Genomic DNA, 16,446 nt, shown 5'->3' on the forward strand with positions numbered 1-16,446 from the left:
TAAAGCTCACACTGTACTGAGAAAAACAAAAAGCCCAAACAATCTTCATTGTTTGGGCTTTTTCTATTCTTGTCGGCTAGTTCATTTCAAGGGAAGCACTGTAAAATCAACAATTAATTACATAAATATCAATTCAAGTCGCTATTTCCAATAACAAAAATCGCTTATTAGGAAATTTAAACTAGACTTCAGTCTAACAGTCAAAGAATTAAAACGATTAGCGTAGGCTCTTCGGAGCCCTTTCCCCTAAGCCCAAACAGGAAAGTTTGGGCTTTTTTTTGACCGACAAGCTCGCTTATTTAACTAGGCTGATGCCTTCTTTGTCGATAGTGATCTTGCCAGATTTGTACAAACCACCAATGGTCTTCTTGAACGTACCTTTGCTGGTTCTGAATGCAGAGAAAATAACTTCAGGAGAAGACTTATCATTCAAAGGCAGGTAACCGCCTTTCTTCTCAAGCAGGTCAAGAACCTTAGTGCTTAGGTCATCCATCTTAGCCACACCAACCTTCTGAAGAGACAGATCAATCTTACCGTCTTCTTCACGAACGTTTTTAATATAGCCTTTTAGTGTTTTACCAATGAACAGCTTACCGATGATATCAGATGGGAAAATCATACCCCAGTGTTCACCGTTCACGATCGCTTTGTAACCAAGTTGGCTACGCTCAGCGATAATGAGATCGACTTGCTCATTTTGCTTATAAGTCGCAGGCGTGTTGTCTAACCATTTATTGAACTTCGTTGTACCAACGATACGGCTCGATGCTTTATCGATATACACATATACTAAGATTGACTGGCCTTCGTTTAAACGGCCGCGCTGCTCGCTGAAAGGAACAAGAAGGTCTTTACCTTTCACGCCCCAGCTCATGAACGCACCAGTGCTGTTAACACCTTCAACCGTCATCAAACCAAACTGGCCTACTTGAGCGATCGGTTTTTCAGTCGTTGCAGCGATCTGGTTGTCAGAATCTATGTATAAGAAAACATCTAGCTTTTGACCAATTTCAACACCTTCAGGAGTAAATCGTTTAGGCAGCAACACGGTTCCATAGTCGCTCGCGTCAAGGAATACACCGAAGTCTGCTTGTTTCACTACTTCTAAGTTGTTTATTTGACCAATATTAATCATCAAGGTTGTCTCTACTTTAAATTTGGCGGAGATTATACGTGATCTCTGATATGCTTTCGCTAGTTTCATTCATATTTTTACATTCTAGGAGACATCGTTGATCACCGTTGATAAACAAGATGCGATAACACTTAAAATTAACCATGCCATGGCTAAGACCAAAAAGCTCGACATGGACGTTTATCTATTCATTCCCGGTGAACTTGGACTGACTCCTGAAGTGCTTTCTGAAAGTGCCTTTTTCTACAGCTCGATCACTCAAAAACGTGCCTACTATAGTGACAAAACACTTTTACCTTTGGTACACAGTCGCTTAGCAAAACGTGGACGCTTATCTACAACACAGTATCGTGTCAGTTTGAGTCTGTTTGCCTACCAATATGTTATTGCTTTAGATAAAGCAGTCAGCAGCTTAAATAAAACTGATAGTGACGACGTAACGGCTGATGAAGTAGATGAAGTAATTGAACTGGCGTTAGATATTCTGAAAAAGCTTCGTCGTAGTATTCCCTATGAAGAGAACCTCAAACGCTACTACGCAAACATTGATAACTACCTTTCATGGTACACAGAGCAAAAGTTCTTATCGCTGGTTTCGCATATGCCACGTGGCAGTGAGTATTCAACGATTAAAGAACGACTCTTAACGCTTTGTGATAAAGAGACTGCACACCGTAAACTGAACCGCTACAACTCAGCGAGAGTTCGAGAAGACGTTACTCGCTTGAGTAACAAGATGCGTTTGCTGCGTCGTTTGATTGAGCACCCTATCGTGCTTAAAGAAAAGACGACATCGATGGGTAAGAACGTTAAGCGCGCCGTGAAAGGTATTGCAACGGGTTTGGTGATGGTTGTCGTGACCACTACTGTGATCTTGGCTCGTGACTTTCTTGGTGAGATTACCGCCTCTTTCATTGTGGCGATGTCTTTCATCTACGCTCTACGTGAGATCTTCAAAGATGATTTGAGAGATATTCTTTGGCGCTGGCTGCGTAAAGGTAAACCGAAATGGAAGCGTCGTTACTTCGACCCAACGACCAATAAATCTGTCGGCCATAAACTGGAATGGTTGGACTATGCAAATTTCTCTAAGTTAGCAGACCGTATTCAATCGATACGTAAGAAGCGTGTCGTCCAACGTGAAGAGCAAATCCTGCACTACCGTTCGCACACTGAGATGTCGACATCGACGTTCATGAGTGGTTATGAAGAGACTCGTGAAACGTTATCCATCAGCCTAAGGGCGCTGACACGATTGATGGATAAGGGTTCGAACAAGATCTACCGTTTGAATGAAGGGCAAGTTAGCCGCGAATCAGTAGAAAAGCGTCATCTTCTCAACCTGATCATTAAAGAGAACAACCATGATAACGAACCAACCTACTACCGTTGGAAGATCGTTATGAACCGTTCAAAAATCGTTGATATTGAGCAGATCACTCAAGAGTCATAGAGCCGTTATAAAGTTCTCTATAACGGTATGTGGAAACCATTCACATACCGTTGTTTTATCTCTTCAACGTTACCCATGACTTCTAAACCAAAATCTATTATTTAATCGCTATTTTCTAGATGGGACTTTTTTAATTGAAAGCGTAAGCGTGAACTCCGCCATCGGCTCGTCACCATGTAAAGATGGACAAGTCGCGATAATGGTGACGGGTTGATTGACCCGTTCTCCGGTCGACATGGTTTCTGCCAACATTGTGTTGATCAGCTCACCGTCGTGACAAGTGAAATGCACATCACCTTCAGGGCGCTTCAAAAAGTTACCCGTCACCTCTTTAAACGCCAACGAAATCTTTTCACCTTGCTGCTGAGATTTGCTCATCGCAAGAAAGCCACCCGCCACATCAGCACCGACAGCCAAAACACCAAAATACATGCTATTAAGGTGGTTCTTGGTACGTCTTTTAAGCGGGATTTTCACTTCAACATGTTGGTTGTCCAACGCGAGCAGTTTTGGTCGACACAACCAGATCAGAGGCACTTTGAAAAAACCAAACATGCTCAAGTAGAAATTTGCTTTTTGTAGAGGGGTCAACATTCGGATTACCTAGTTAAATCAGTCATCAGACCAGTTAATCGATTAGCGAAAGAGATGTCAAAAAAATGTTACAAAAAAGAGATATCATCGCATAATGATATCTCTTTCATTCTCAAAGCTTTAGCGCTTCAAATAAACGGATACAGCCAGTTGATTTACTAAGACAACAAACCGATCTATGCAGTCACGACCGTTTCTACGCCTTCAAGATCAGCTATGTAACCTTGTAGACGTGGGTAATCCACTAAGCCTTGAGTTACTAGCAACACTGGCTTCTTCGCGTTCAGGGTTGCTTTAACAATCATATCCAACAAGGTAATAACCGCCTCATTTTGTGGATCAAAAGCGTGTTGCTGAGCTTCATTGTGTTTGTCTACGCCTAAAGTGAAAGACGCTAAGCTATCAACGTTTACCACTACACCATCGAAGTAATGCAGCAATCTTTCGCTCAGTAGCACTGCAGACGGCACATCGCACGAGAACAGTACTTTCAAACCATTAAGGCCACGTGGTAACCCTTGCTCGGCAAGCAGGTCAATAATCTTAGCGGCATCGCTTAACGCACGAACGTAAGGCACAACTACTTCAACGTTGATGCCCTGCTCACGTAATGCCTTAATAACCTGACATTCTAAAGCGAAAGCCTTGCTGTATTCTGGTGTCGCATAGCGAGCAACGCCACGAACGCCTAGTGCTGGGTTAATCTCTTCAGCTTCGCAGTTCCCGCCAAGCAGCGAACGGAATCCATAGCTGTCTGCACTGCTTAATGCGATACGAACAGAAGTGTGATTTGGCTGAACGGCAGCTTGAATCGCAATCACTAACGTCGACACAAAATGCTCATCGACTGTTTTATCACCAAGGATGGCATTTAAAGACGTTTCTTCGATATCAGTCAGTCTATCTAAATGACTTTCAATACTTGGGTGGTAGAAGACACGATCCATCACTAATTCAGATAATGAAACGTATAAGTGGTTGGAATTATTATTATCGTTGTAAGAAGGCAGCACATCACCTAAAACAAGTTCTGGGTGCAAAGTGCTTTGATTTTCTTGAGTCATTGCTGCTCCAGCATTTTTATATTGTGTTCAAACGAAAATACCGATAGCTGCCTGTTAATACAAGTGAAAATCCCTTATTTGACGCTGGCCCGCTGATAAAAATAAGAATATTAGCAATAACAGAGATAACTTTGACTTAAGAGAGTTTATTCCTCTGTTCAATTCCGTTATCTTAACCACTTCGCAATAGAATAAAAAAGCTATCACATGCCATTAAAAACTGATGAGTTGAGAACCCAAGCTCTGGGTCCTATGCCAACTCCTGCCGAACTAGGCAATGCACACCCTATTACTGACGACGTTGCTGAGCGCATTAAAAATTCTCGCCGCCAAATCGAAGATATCCTAACTGGTCGTGATAACCGCCTATTAGTTATCGTAGGCCCTTGCTCTGTTCACGATACAGATGCGGCACTCGATTACGCTGAACGCCTAAGCCAGATTCAAGACCAATATAAAGATGAACTGTTCGTTGTAATGAGAACCTACTTCGAGAAACCTCGCACGGTTGTAGGTTGGAAGGGTTTAATTACCGATCCTAACCTTGATGGTTCGTACGCACTTGAAACAGGTTTGAATAAAGCACGTAAGCTTCTTCTAGATATCAACAAGCTTGGCCTAGCTACAGCGACTGAATTCCTTGATATGATCACAGGTCAGTACATTGCAGATCTTATCACTTGGGGCGCGATTGGCGCTCGTACAACTGAATCTCAGATTCACCGTGAAATGGCTTCAGCACTGTCTTGCCCAGTTGGCTTCAAGAACGCGACCAACGGCAACATCAAGATTGCTATCGATGCAATTCGTGCAGCGCATGCGTCACACTACTTCTACTCTCCAGATAAGAACGGCCGCATGACGGTTTACCGCACTTCTGGCAATCCATACGGTCACGTTATTCTACGTGGTGGTGATAAAGGCCCTAACTTCGACGCTGAATCTGTAGATGCTGCGTGTAAGCAACTGGCTGAATTCGACCTACCTCAACGTTTAGTTGTAGACTTTAGCCACGCTAACTGTCAGAAACAACACCGTAAGCAGTTAGAAGTTGCACAAGACATTTGTGAGCAAATTAAATCTAATAAGAACCAAATTGCAGGCATTATGGCAGAGAGCTTCATTATTGAAGGCAACCAGCCAATGACAGATATCAACAACCTAGAATATGGCAAGTCGATTACTGACCCATGCCTAAGCTGGGAAGATACGGCAACAATGCTAGACATGCTTGCAACAGCAATTAAAGATAGAAACTTAGCTTAAGGAAACAACACAATGCCATCATTTGACATTATCTCTGAAGTAGAAGCAGTAGAACTACGTAACGCGGTAGACAACGCAAACCGTGAACTATCGACTCGTTTCGATTTCCGCGGCGTTGACGCAAGCTTTGATTACAAAGATGAATCAGTAAAATTGACTGCTCAAGACGATTTTCAACTGAAGCAAATGCGCGATATCCTTCGCAGCAACCTAACGAAGCGTAATGTTGATCCTAACGCGATGGAAGCGAAAGCGGCAGACCAAACAGGTCGCACTTGGCACCAAACGGTTATCTTTAAGCAAGGTATTGAAACTGATGTCGCTAAGAAGATCGTTAAGCTAATCAAAGACAACAAAGTTAAAGTTCAAGCTTCTATCCAAGGCGACAAAGTTCGTGTAACAGGTAAGAAACGTGATGATCTACAAGCTGTTATGGCTTTAGTTCGCAGCGGTGAGCTTGGTCAACCATTCCAGTTTGACAACTTCCGCGACTAATTTTTGAGTTTGAGCGACCGCTTATTTAGATTGCTCATTCCTCATCACAATATCGTGTTTGAAAAGCAGAAAGCCACTTCTTTATAGGAAGTGGCTTTTTATTTATCTGGTCAGTTTAAATCGAAGTTCCTAGCTGGTAATCAGCCAACTCAACTAAGTACTTTGGCCGCTGACAATTTTAGGTCTTTGCCGACCAACAAATTAAACTCTACGCTTGCTGGTGGAATAAACACACACACTCGCAATTTCTCAGCTCTTGCCTGCTCAAGCTTGGTTGATAGCTCTCCGCTGTTAGCATAGCTCTCTCTTTCTGCGTCTCGACGGCACAGGTCGACAAATTCGAATGGACAATCGCTCGGTGAAAGTACGAGCTCTGCCTCTTGCATCAAACGTAAAGCCTTCATAGACAGCAACTCAACGTCCTGCTCGAATTCAATCCAAGTCACCTGTCCTTCACTATCAATGCCTTCCGTTAGCGCTTGCTGGTAGTATGATTCTAACTGCTCTCTGTCAGTCACCTGTTCGATGAAACTGGACGATAAAAAGCGCTCCCAAAATTTACGACGCTCATCGACAGTTGGAAATGACTCTTTGATCGAATTGCGTTTTGATGCACCGAAGTCTGCTATCAAACCTATATTTTGTGGCAATACCGTTTCGAGTTTTTCTCTAATATTTCTTACCAAAACAGGTGATGCACCGCCACTAGAGATGGCAATTTGGATCCTTCCGCGATTAATCATTGATGGAGTAATGAAGTCACAAAAGGGTAAATCATCGACCACATTGACAAGAATACCCATTTTTTTTGCATCATTATGTACTTGATGATTTAGGCTTGGATTGTCTGTTGTCGCCCATACCTGAAGGTAATTTTTTGAAATAATTTGCGACGAGTAAAAGTTTTGTACCCAGTGAAGTTGGCCTTCATCGACAAGCTGCTTTAAGTAAGGTGCTACCTTGGGAGACACCAAAGTCACATTGGCACCAGCGCGTAGCAAGCTATCGACTTTACGGCAAGCAACCTCACCTCCACCAACCACTAAGATTGACTTATTTTCTACATCCAAAAACATTGGGAAATAACGCATGTTCTTCCTTGAGACTACTTCAATAACTATTCAGCCATGCTACCAAATTTGGAGCATATTCATAACTACCGAAGTGCAATAAAAATATTTATTGACCAAATTTCAATCTTTTTTAAGGCTAATGCTCCACAACTGTGACATTCATTCAGAATATTTATCTAGTCGATTATCAATATAAAACTCTAAATCTCGTTGCACCAACAGTGTGAACTGTTGCACTATTTACATTCAGTTAACATTTGGTCATTCTAATTGTGTTCGGATTTGTGATTTCATTCAAAATTCTTTTTAAATTATACATTTGTGAAACTACGGATCCTTTCCTAACCTTATAAACAGTTGCTTAAATCGCACACAGTTTCATTTGCAAAATGCAACTCTTGTAATTTGAGCAACAAGGTCATAGAAAACGCAACACATAAGAGACACTCAAACGAGCACGAGTATCAGGTGTCACCTGGTTAACAAGGAAGGATACAAATGACAAATAAACTAACACTTCTTGCTTCAGTAGTAGCTGCATCAACTGCGATGATGGCAACATCAGCATCAGCGGCAGAAAGCACTCTGGACAAAGTCACATCTCAAGGTTTTCTAACTTGTGGTGTAAGTACAGGTCTTCCAGGGTTCTCTAACCCTAACTCAAAAGGTGAATGGGAAGGAATTGATGTTGAGTATTGTCAAGCTCTTGCAGCGGCTGTACTCGGTGACAAGACTAAAGTTAAGTATGTACCTCTAACCGCAAAAGAGCGTTTTACTGCGCTTCAATCTGGCGAAATCGACGTACTATCTCGTAACACAACATGGACACTACATCGTGACACTGCTCTAGGTCTTAACTTCGTAGGCGTCAACTACTACGACGGTCAAGGCTTCATGGTTAAGAAAGATCTTGGCCTAACAAGTGCTCAAGAGCTTGATGGTGCTTCTGTATGTGTTCAATCAGGTACAACAACTGAACTTAACCTAGCCGATTACTTCCGTAACAGTGGCATGTCTTACAAGCCAGTGGTATTCGATACAGCGGCACAAACATCTAAAGGTTTCGACGCAGGTCGTTGTGACGTGCTAACTACTGACCAATCTGGTCTATACGCACTTCGCCTAAACCTCGCTGACCCTAAATCTGCACAAGTACTTCCTGAAATCATCTCTAAAGAACCTCTAGGCCCTGTTGTTCGTCAAGATGATGATAAATGGTTTAACGTTGCTAAGTGGACACTTTCAGCAATGATTAACGCGGAAGAATACGGCATCTCTTCTAAAAATGCAGACGAAATGCTTAAGTCAAAAGATCCAAACATCAAACGTATTCTTGGTGTAGACGGTCCTAAAGGTAAAGGCCTTGGCATTCGTGACGACTGGGGTTACCAAGTAATTAAGCAAGTTGGTAACTACGGTGAGAGTTTTGAGCGTACTGTTGGTACAGGTTCTCCACTTCAAATCTCTCGTGGTGTAAATGCATTATGGAATGCGGGCGGCTTTATGTACGCTCCACCAATCCGTTAATAAATTTTCAAGCATCAATTAGGGCGGAGTTTTCCGCCCTATTTATTAAATGGATTTGAGGTTATAGTAGTATGAAACCTAATGAAACTATTTCTCCAGCGCAGGCAAAGCCACAGCCCAAAAGTGCCAACTTATTTTACAACCCCACTTTTCGCTCTATCATTTTCCAAATTATCGCCGTCGGGGCGCTTTGTGCTTTCTTTTACACGATTGTAAATAATGCACTCACTAACTTAGATTCCCGTGGTATCGCCACTGGTTTTGATTTTCTCTCCCAAGAAGCTGGTTTTGGCATCGGCTTAACACTTATTGAATACGACGAGACCTTCTCATACGGTCGTACATTCTTTATCGGTCTTCTCAATACCGCTTTAGTTTCAGTACTAGGCATCATGCTTGCCACGATACTTGGCTTTAGTATGGGTATCGCTAGACTGTCTTCAAACTGGCTAGTTAGCCGATTTGCAGCTGTCTACATTGAGATATTCCGAAATATCCCTCTTCTTTTGCAAATCTTTTTCTGGTACTTCGCCGTTCTGCAAGCCTTGCCTTCTGCTCGTCAAAGCATGAGCCTAGGTGAAGCAATTTTCTTGAACGTACGTGGATTGTACTTCCCTGCTCCAGTGTTAGAGCAAGGCAGTAGCATTGTCATCGCATCATTGATTGTTGGTATTATCGCTACGTTTATTATCAACATTTGGGCTAATAACAAACAGAAACTTACCGGCCAACAAACACCTATGTTGCGAATTGCTGCAGCGTTGATTTTAGGCTTACCGTTGGTGACTTACTTTGTTATGGGCATGCCTATCTCTGCTGATTACCCTGTTTTAAAAGGGTTTAACTTCAAGGGTGGTGTTAGCATAATCCCGGAGCTTGCTGCATTGATGCTTGCTTTAAGTATCTACACAGCAGCGTTCATTGCCGAGATTGTTCGTTCAGGTATTAACGCCGTAAACCATGGGCAAACAGAGGCTGCTATGTCTCTAGGAATTCCACGCTCTAGAACCCTTAAGCTTGTCATTATCCCACAGGCATTAAGAATTATTATCCCACCACTAACCAGTCAGTATCTAAACCTGACCAAAAACTCATCACTTGCGATGGCCATTGGTTATCCTGATCTTGTCTCTGTATTTGCAGGAACAACATTGAATCAAACCGGACAAGCTATCGAAGTAATCGCGATGACAATGGGCGTCTACCTAACCTTGAGCCTATTAACATCAGCTCTAATGAACATATACAACCGCAAAGTAGCGTTGGTGGAGAGATAAGATGAGTACACATCAATTTCAACCTGATCTTCCGCCTCCAGCGAATACCGTTGGGCCAGTCGGTTGGTTAAGAAAAAATCTATTTAATGGACCAATTAACAGCATCGTCACTGTGGTTCTTGCTTACTTTGCTTTTACTCTTATATGGGCAGTAGCAGATTGGGCATTCATCAGTGCCGACTGGATAGGAACCACACGCGATGCCTGTACTAGCGAAGGCGCTTGTTGGGTTTTTATTAGCGTTCGTTGGGAGCAATTCATGTATGGCTTCTACCCAGAAGCTGAACTGTGGCGACCTCGCCTCTTCTACGCAACGTTAGCCATTTTTGTAGCCTTACTAGCCTACGAAAAAACACCTAAACGTACGTGGATCTGGTTGTTCTTCGTAAACATCTACCCATTTATCATTGCAGGCTTGCTATACGGTGGTGTCTTTGGATTAGAAGTTGTTGATACCCATAAATGGGGTGGCCTACTGGTTACACTGATCATCGCACTTGTTGGTATTGTAGTGTCACTCCCTATTGGTGTTGCACTTGCGCTTGGGCGTCGTTCAGAGATGCCAATCATTCGTAGTATGTGTACCGTATACATCGAAATTTGGCGTGGCGTACCGCTCATTACCGTTCTATTCATGGCCTCAGTTATGCTCCCGCTCTTTTTATCAGAAGGAACAGAAACCGATAAGCTGATTAGAGCACTTGTTGGGGTAGTACTATTCAGTGCAGCCTACATGGCAGAAGTAATTCGTGGTGGTTTACAAGCAATACCAAAAGGCCAATACGAAGCGGCTGATGCTCTGGGACTAAGCTACTGGAAAAAGACAGGGCTTATCATTCTTCCTCAAGCTCTTAAAATCACGATTCCTTCAATTGTGAACACCTTCATTGGTTTGTTCAAAGATACCAGTCTTGTTTTAATTATTGGTATGTTTGATGTGTTAGGAATTGGCCAAGCCGCGAATACCGACCCTGAATGGCTTGGGTATTCAACAGAAAGTTATGTATTTGTCGCGTTAGTGTTCTGGGTGTTTTGTTTTGGCATGTCGAGATATTCGATATGGCTAGAAAACAGACTTCACACCGGTCACAAACGATAATTAACAAGATCAAGGACGTATTATGACGCAGCAGGCAGAAAACAACTCTCAAGGTCTTATGATCGAGTTGAAAGACATGAACAAATGGTACGGTGAATTCCACGTACTTAAGAACATCAACCTAGAAGTTAAAAAAGGCGAGAAAATCGTTATCTGTGGCCCTTCCGGCTCAGGTAAATCAACGATGATCCGCTGTATCAACCGATTAGAAGAGCACCAAAAGGGTCATATCTTTGTTTCAGGTAATGAATTGACGGAAGATCTCAAGAACATCGAAGCCGTTCGCCGAGATGTAGGCATGTGTTTCCAGCACTTCAATCTGTTCCCACATCTGACGGTATTAGAGAACTGTACTTTGGCCCCTATCTGGGTCAAAAAGATGCCGAAAGAAGAAGCTGAAGCGATTGCGATGAAATACCTAGAGCGTGTGAAAATTCCTGAGCAAGCAGACAAGTTCCCAGGTCAACTTTCAGGTGGTCAACAACAGCGTGTAGCTATCGCTCGCTCTTTGTGTATGAACCCTCAAGTGATGCTGTTTGATGAGCCAACGTCGGCACTCGATCCAGAAATGGTTCGTGAAGTATTAGACGTAATGGTTGAGCTAGCGGAAGAAGGCATGACAATGCTTTGTGTGACGCACGAGATGGGCTTTGCTAAAGAGGTAGCAGATCGCGTTATCTTCATGGATGCCGGTGAAATCATAGAAGAGAACAACCCTGTCGACTTCTTTGAAAACCCACAATCAGACAGAACGCAGAACTTCTTAAGTCAAATCTTACACCATTAATGTGTTATGATGCATAAACTATAGAGGCGGCTTAGGTCGCCTCTTTATTTTTCAAGGTTATAGATGGTTTTCTAAAGTTCTAAATAACTGGCTATGACGACTAAAGGTTGAAGATCGTATTTTAGCTATACTTAATTACAGCCTAAAGAAATACTTTGTTACACCTTCAGAAACACTTAACCGACTATTTTTATTATTATTTTACGTATACAGGAGGAATGAAAGACTTGATTTTTCGAACTTTCACCCCCATAAATGTACTAATAACTATTGAAGTCACCTTACGAGGAAGATTATGAACAGCCCTATGTTTTCACGCACAGCATCTCAAGAAAGTGCTCTGCAAACCAATAAAGTGTTGCGTAACACCTACGCATTACTGTCTATGACACTACTTTGGTCTGCTGTTGTAGCAGGCGTATCCATGGCGATGAACCTTCCTCGCCCGGGTCTTATTATCATGCTTGTTGGCTTCTACGGCCTACTTTTCCTAACAGAGAAGAACCGTGACAACAGCATGGGTCTAGTCTTCACATTCCTATTTACAGGTTTCTTAGGCTACACCATTGGTCCAATTCTTAATATGTACGTTGGCGCAGGCATGGGTGATGTAATCCTAACTGCACTTGGCGGTACAGCACTGGCGTTTATGGGCGCATCAGCTTACGCGCTAACAACTAAGCGTGACCTGTCGTTCCTTAACGGCATGCTATTAGCTGGTTTTGTAGTACTGCTTGTAGGTATGGTTGCAAATATCTTCCTACAGATGCCTCTACTATCATTGGCAATGAGCGGTATGTTCATCCTATTCTCGACTGGTGTTATCTTGCTTACAACGCAAAACATCATTCGTGGCGGTGAAACAAACTACATCTCTGCAACGATCAGCTTGTACGTATCAATCTACAACATCTTCATCAGCCTGCTAAGCATCCTAGGCATCATGGGCAACGACGACTAATCGTTCCCATCATTGAAGAATATCTAGCCCAAGAGCCTACCTCTTGGGCTTTTTTGTATCTATAAGTACGATATTTCTATGGATAGCTACAATTTCAGTTGAGAAAGATAAACTTGGTCATGTACCCTACCCGCATAGTTAATTGGATTCTGGATTAAACATGTTTGAATATAACGGCAAGCAAATCGAAACCGACGCTCAAGGCTACCTATTGGATTACACGCAATGGGAAGAAGGTATGATTGAAATACTTGCTCAAGATGAAGCTATTGAACTTACGGATGCACACTTAGAAGTCGTCCATTTTGTAAGGAGCTTTTACGAAGAGTTCAATACCTCACCAGCGGTTCGTATGCTAGTTAAAGCGATGGAAAAAGCGCACGGCCCAGAAAAAGGTAACAGCAAGTACCTATTCAAGTTATTCAAAAAAGGGCCGGCAAAACAAGCAACCAAGCTCGCCGGTTTACCTAAACCAGCAAAGTGCTTGTAAAAACCTAACCCGCTTTAAGTTATTTAATTACGCTCGATATAAATACTGTAGTGCCATAACTACAGTATTTTAAACGTCCCTACACGTACGTCTTGGCGCTCACTATCTTTAACTTGATGCATCTCTACGTTGTCTACGATTGCACTCGAAGGGCCTATGTTGAGCCAAGCATGCAACTTCTCTATTTGCTGACTCTCTCCGACAGCTAATACTTCAACTCGACCATCATTTAAGTTCTTCGCATAGCCTGAGAGACCCATAGCTTGCGCCTGCCTACTGGTGTGGTAACGAAACCCAACACATTGAACTACGCCTGACACGACAAAAATATATTGTGAACTTTCCATAACGTTGCCTCATAATTTATATGAATGATATAGTTGAGCTTCTATTCATTCACCACTTATTGGTGGACTTACTTCGAGTATAACGATTATGAAAGAAATCCCATTTCGTTGGATTGACAAATATCTCATTCACCTAAAAATCCAAGAAAAGTTCTATCTACTCTTCTTATTACCTCTTCTCGCCCTAGTTATATTAACTCTCGTTTTAGATAGCGCCGCGGACTCTTTGCTTGCTCACCTTTATCAAGAAGAAATGCTCTTGATGAAAGGACTTATCGAAGCAGGTCAACTCACTAAAGATCAAGTCGCTCAACTTGTCAGCAGCTCTGAAACCATCTCTTTGGGCTACGGTGCTGGTTCTGTTTCGGTAATGAATGGTGCATTCAGCCTAGTTGCTAACCATGACCAAAACCTTTGGTCTGCTCTGTCTACGACTCAGGTTTCTATCATCGCTGTAACCCTAACGCTTATCGCGCTGGGTGTTTACTACATCATGACCTTCATCGGTGGTGCGATGTTCTCTATGAACAAAGCTTTAAACACACTGGCTAATGGTGACCTAACTTGCCGCATGAACTACTTCTTAGTTCGTGATGAGTTTAGTGAAATCGCTATTACGATCGACAAAGTAGCAGAGCGTGAACAAAACATGGTTCTGTCAATCCAAGAGTCTGTCGCTCTAATGCAGCAGATCAGCTCGGACTTAAACCAGTCAACACAACAAAGTTCAGACATCTCTGGTAACCAACAAGAACACCTGAATAGCTTAGCAAGTGCAACGGAGCAAATGGCTGCTACGATTCGCGAAGTAGCTACCCTTGCTCATGAGTCTAGTTCACAAACGATGGACGCTCGCGGCGTTGCGCAGAGTGGTCAAGTCAAGGTTTCAAATACATTGGAGTCTATCTCTAACCTATCTCAAGAGATCCAATCCGCTTCACAAGCAGTAGAAGAACTTGATGCCAACGCGGCGCAGATCGATGAAGTGGTCGCAACCATCAATGGCATTTCAGAGCAGACTAACCTATTGGCACTGAATGCTGCCATAGAGGCTGCACGTGCAGGCGAGCAAGGTCGTGGATTCGCTGTTGTTGCCGATGAAGTTCGTGCCCTTGCTGGTCGTACTCAACAAGCAACGGTTGAAATCCAAAGTATGATTGAGTCATTACAACGTAACAGCCAATCACTGACCAAACTGATGGAAGTAACGGTAAACAATGCTGGTGAAGGCCAAACACTGATGTCGGAAGTGAACGTTGAGATCGGTTCATTAGCTGAAAAGAACCAGTCTATTTCAGATAGCAGCACTCAAATTGCTACCGCGGCTGAAGAACAAGGCGTAGTCGCTGACAACATTGCACAAAGTGTTGAAGAGATTCGTCATCAATCAGACAGTATCTGCGAGATGATCAGTAAGAGTAATTCCAATGTCGACCAACTTCGTAAACAAAGCGATACGATGGAAGGTTTGCTGACAGGTCTTAAAGCTTAATACTGATATCCAACCACTAAGTGTTGATTAATCATACTAGGGCTGCTTCTGCAGCCCTTTCTTATTTGCTTTTCACCTGTACTTCCCCGACAATACCCCTCCTTCAAATTCAACAAACAGAGTAAATTATGACTCCTTCAATTCATCTAGCTAAAGGCCGAGATAAATCACTACGCCGCAAACACCCTTGGGTATTTTCTCGCGGTATCGATAAGGTCGAAGGCGAACCAAAACAAGGTGAAACTGTAGACGTATATGCTCAAAATGGTCAGTGGCTTGCAAAAGCGGCTTACTCACCAGAATCTCAAATTCGAGCTCGTGTTTGGACATTTGAAAAAGAAGAAATCAACAAGGCGTTCTTTGTAAAACGAATTCAAGATGCACAATCACTACGTGACGATATCATCGAACGTGACGGCCTAACGGGGTACCGATTAACAGCGGCTGAATCTGACGGCCTACCAGGTATTACTATCGACAAGTACCAAGACTTCTTAGTTTGCCAACTACTGAGTGCTGGCGCGGAATTCAACAAAAGCGTTATCGTTGAAGCTTTAGTTGAATGCTTCCCTGAATGTAATATTTACGAACGCTCTGACGTAGCGGTTCGTAAAAAAGAAGGTTTAGAGCAAACCGTCGGCGTACTGCATGGCGAAGAGCCACCTAAGTCAGTAGTCATTGAAGAAAACGGCGTGAAGATCAGCGTGAACATTATGGAAGGCCACAAAACGGGCTTCTACATGGATCAACGTGATAGCCGTAAAGAATCTATGAAATACGTTAAAGGCAAAGATGTCCTTAACTGTTTCTCATACACCGGTGGCTTTGGCCTTTACGCACTTAAAGGCGACGCGAAGCGTGTGATCAACGCAGACGTATCTCAACTTGCTCTTGATACAGCTAAGTTCAACGCTGAACTTAACGAGTTTGATATCTCGAAAAAGCGTGCTGTATTCCTAAACGCCGACGTATTCAAACTACTTCGAGAATACCGCGACCAGGGCACTAAGTTTGACGTAGTGATCATGGACCCACCAAAGTTTGTTTCAAGCAAGAACAACCTAACTTCAGGCGCTAACGGCTACAAAGACGTTAACATGCTAGCAATGCAAATCCTGAAGCCAGGTGGAACACTACTCACCTACTCTTGCTCAGGTTTGATGGGGGCTGACTTATTCCAAAAGATCATTGCTGATGCCGCTCTAGATGCGGGTAGAACAGTGAAGTTTGTTGAACGCTTCGAGCAAGCTGCCGATCACTTGATCGATACAGCTTACCCTGAAGGTTTCTACCTAAAAGGTTTTGCTTGTAAGGTGCTTTAATTTTTGTGCTTTAGAGTCTAGCTTTTATAGCAAAACAGACGTATTAAAAAAGGGCCTTTCGGCC

The 16,446-nt window shown here is 42.9% G+C and carries 16 protein-coding genes; 11 read left to right on the forward strand and 5 right to left on the reverse strand.

Annotation, left to right across the window (positions count from 1 at the left end; translation table 11 throughout):
- Positions 1-295 precede the first annotated feature (295 nt).
- Positions 296-1,204: a CvfB family protein gene (locus AC3CH3_RS08280; protein WP_017059694.1), complete on the reverse strand. Its 909-nt coding sequence runs from the start codon at positions 1,202-1,204 to the stop codon at positions 296-298.
- A 28-nt stretch (positions 1,205-1,232) separates the two neighbouring features.
- Between AC3CH3_RS08280 and AC3CH3_RS08285 the strand changes: the two genes are divergently transcribed.
- Positions 1,233-2,588: a hypothetical protein gene (locus AC3CH3_RS08285; protein ID WP_019823229.1), complete on the forward strand. Its 1,356-nt coding sequence runs from the start codon at positions 1,233-1,235 to the stop codon at positions 2,586-2,588.
- Between the two features lie 108 nt (positions 2,589-2,696).
- On the opposite strand, the gene AC3CH3_RS08290 is transcribed toward AC3CH3_RS08285, so the two are convergent.
- Complete coding sequence (locus AC3CH3_RS08290; RefSeq protein ID WP_017630032.1) at positions 2,697-3,182, reverse strand: PaaI family thioesterase; 486 nt, start codon at positions 3,180-3,182, stop codon at positions 2,697-2,699.
- A 176-nt stretch (positions 3,183-3,358) separates the two neighbouring features.
- The gene (locus AC3CH3_RS08295) at positions 3,359-4,246 is read right to left on the reverse strand and encodes a putative PEP-binding protein (RefSeq protein ID WP_019823226.1); all 888 of its coding nucleotides are present in this window, start codon (positions 4,244-4,246) and stop codon (positions 3,359-3,361) included.
- 207 nt (positions 4,247-4,453) lie between these two features.
- On the opposite strand from AC3CH3_RS08295, the gene AC3CH3_RS08300 reads away from it, so the two are divergent.
- Both AC3CH3_RS08300 and AC3CH3_RS08305 read left to right on the forward strand, forming a co-directional pair.
- Positions 4,454-5,512: a 3-deoxy-7-phosphoheptulonate synthase gene (locus tag AC3CH3_RS08300; protein WP_488536932.1), complete on the forward strand. Its 1,059-nt coding sequence runs from the start codon at positions 4,454-4,456 to the stop codon at positions 5,510-5,512.
- Between the two features lie 12 nt (positions 5,513-5,524).
- Positions 5,525-6,007, forward strand: coding sequence for a YajQ family cyclic di-GMP-binding protein (locus tag AC3CH3_RS08305; protein WP_017059699.1), 483 nt, complete (start codon positions 5,525-5,527; stop codon positions 6,005-6,007).
- Between the two features lie 149 nt (positions 6,008-6,156).
- On the opposite strand, the gene AC3CH3_RS08310 is transcribed toward AC3CH3_RS08305, so the two are convergent.
- The gene (locus AC3CH3_RS08310) at positions 6,157-7,098 is read right to left on the reverse strand and encodes a precorrin-2 dehydrogenase/sirohydrochlorin ferrochelatase family protein (RefSeq protein ID WP_019823221.1); all 942 of its coding nucleotides are present in this window, start codon (positions 7,096-7,098) and stop codon (positions 6,157-6,159) included.
- A gap of 480 nt (positions 7,099-7,578) precedes the next feature.
- Here AC3CH3_RS08310 and AC3CH3_RS08315 point away from each other — a divergent pair, with 480 nt between their 5' ends.
- The 6 genes from AC3CH3_RS08315 (at position 7,579) to AC3CH3_RS08340 (ending at position 13,221) form a co-directional block, all read left to right on the forward strand.
- Positions 7,579-8,607, forward strand: a complete 1,029-nt coding sequence (locus AC3CH3_RS08315; protein WP_010440731.1) for an amino acid ABC transporter substrate-binding protein — start codon at positions 7,579-7,581, stop codon at positions 8,605-8,607.
- Between the two features lie 71 nt (positions 8,608-8,678).
- Positions 8,679-9,884 (forward strand): amino acid ABC transporter permease, encoded by a 1,206-nt coding sequence (locus AC3CH3_RS08320; RefSeq protein ID WP_019823219.1) that lies wholly within the window; start codon positions 8,679-8,681, stop codon positions 9,882-9,884.
- A 1-nt stretch (position 9,885) separates the two neighbouring features.
- Positions 9,886-10,983, forward strand: coding sequence for an amino acid ABC transporter permease (locus AC3CH3_RS08325; RefSeq protein WP_019823217.1), 1,098 nt, complete (start codon positions 9,886-9,888; stop codon positions 10,981-10,983).
- Positions 10,984-11,005: 22 nt separating this feature from the next.
- Entirely contained in the window at positions 11,006-11,770 is a 765-nt protein-coding gene (locus tag AC3CH3_RS08330; protein WP_137002007.1) for an amino acid ABC transporter ATP-binding protein, read from the forward strand.
- Positions 11,771-12,065: 295 nt separating this feature from the next.
- On the forward strand, positions 12,066-12,731 hold the full coding sequence (locus AC3CH3_RS08335; RefSeq protein ID WP_102432721.1) for a Bax inhibitor-1/YccA family protein: 666 nt from the start codon (positions 12,066-12,068) through the stop codon (positions 12,729-12,731).
- Positions 12,732-12,891: 160 nt separating this feature from the next.
- Positions 12,892-13,221 carry a TusE/DsrC/DsvC family sulfur relay protein gene (locus tag AC3CH3_RS08340; protein WP_017057205.1) on the forward strand — a complete coding sequence of 110 codons (330 nt, stop codon included), beginning with the start codon at positions 12,892-12,894 and terminating at the stop codon, positions 13,219-13,221.
- A 59-nt stretch (positions 13,222-13,280) separates the two neighbouring features.
- Here AC3CH3_RS08340 and yccX read toward each other — a convergent pair whose 3' ends face one another.
- Positions 13,281-13,568, reverse strand: coding sequence for an acylphosphatase (yccX, locus tag AC3CH3_RS08345; protein ID WP_048660773.1), 288 nt, complete (start codon positions 13,566-13,568; stop codon positions 13,281-13,283).
- Between the two features lie 88 nt (positions 13,569-13,656).
- On the opposite strand from yccX, the gene AC3CH3_RS08350 reads away from it, so the two are divergent.
- Positions 13,657-15,060 (forward strand): methyl-accepting chemotaxis protein, encoded by a 1,404-nt coding sequence (locus AC3CH3_RS08350; protein WP_102432723.1) that lies wholly within the window; start codon positions 13,657-13,659, stop codon positions 15,058-15,060.
- A gap of 128 nt (positions 15,061-15,188) precedes the next feature.
- On the forward strand, positions 15,189-16,382 hold the full coding sequence (locus tag AC3CH3_RS08355) for a class I SAM-dependent methyltransferase (RefSeq protein ID WP_488536933.1): 1,194 nt from the start codon (positions 15,189-15,191) through the stop codon (positions 16,380-16,382).
- Positions 16,383-16,446 lie beyond the last annotated feature (64 nt).

Source organism: Vibrio sp. QJM3NY_35 (genome assembly GCF_057785915.1).

Bases quoted from the DNA above. Each gene is read 5' to 3' on its own strand.
- AC3CH3_RS08325 (WP_019823217.1), top strand. From the start codon at position 9,886: ATGAGTACACATCAATTTCAACCTGATCTTCCGCCTCCAGCGAATACC.
- AC3CH3_RS08315 (WP_010440731.1), top strand. From the start codon at position 7,579: ATGACAAATAAACTAACACTTCTTGCTTCAGTAGTAGCTGCATCAACT.
- AC3CH3_RS08300 (WP_488536932.1), top strand. From the start codon at position 4,454: ATGCCATTAAAAACTGATGAGTTGAGAACCCAAGCTCTGGGTCCTATG.
- AC3CH3_RS08280 (WP_017059694.1), bottom strand. From the start codon at position 1,204: ATGAAACTAGCGAAAGCATATCAGAGATCACGTATAATCTCCGCCAAA.
- yccX (WP_048660773.1), bottom strand. From the start codon at position 13,568: ATGGAAAGTTCACAATATATTTTTGTCGTGTCAGGCGTAGTTCAATGT.
- AC3CH3_RS08340 (WP_017057205.1), top strand. From the start codon at position 12,892: ATGTTTGAATATAACGGCAAGCAAATCGAAACCGACGCTCAAGGCTAC.
- AC3CH3_RS08335 (WP_102432721.1), top strand. From the start codon at position 12,066: ATGAACAGCCCTATGTTTTCACGCACAGCATCTCAAGAAAGTGCTCTG.
- AC3CH3_RS08295 (WP_019823226.1), bottom strand. From the start codon at position 4,246: ATGACTCAAGAAAATCAAAGCACTTTGCACCCAGAACTTGTTTTAGGT.
- AC3CH3_RS08355 (WP_488536933.1), top strand. From the start codon at position 15,189: ATGACTCCTTCAATTCATCTAGCTAAAGGCCGAGATAAATCACTACGC.
- AC3CH3_RS08320 (WP_019823219.1), top strand. From the start codon at position 8,679: ATGAAACCTAATGAAACTATTTCTCCAGCGCAGGCAAAGCCACAGCCC.
- AC3CH3_RS08310 (WP_019823221.1), bottom strand. From the start codon at position 7,098: ATGCGTTATTTCCCAATGTTTTTGGATGTAGAAAATAAGTCAATCTTA.
- AC3CH3_RS08305 (WP_017059699.1), top strand. From the start codon at position 5,525: ATGCCATCATTTGACATTATCTCTGAAGTAGAAGCAGTAGAACTACGT.
- AC3CH3_RS08330 (WP_137002007.1), top strand. From the start codon at position 11,006: ATGACGCAGCAGGCAGAAAACAACTCTCAAGGTCTTATGATCGAGTTG.
- AC3CH3_RS08290 (WP_017630032.1), bottom strand. From the start codon at position 3,182: ATGTTGACCCCTCTACAAAAAGCAAATTTCTACTTGAGCATGTTTGGT.
- AC3CH3_RS08350 (WP_102432723.1), top strand. From the start codon at position 13,657: ATGAAAGAAATCCCATTTCGTTGGATTGACAAATATCTCATTCACCTA.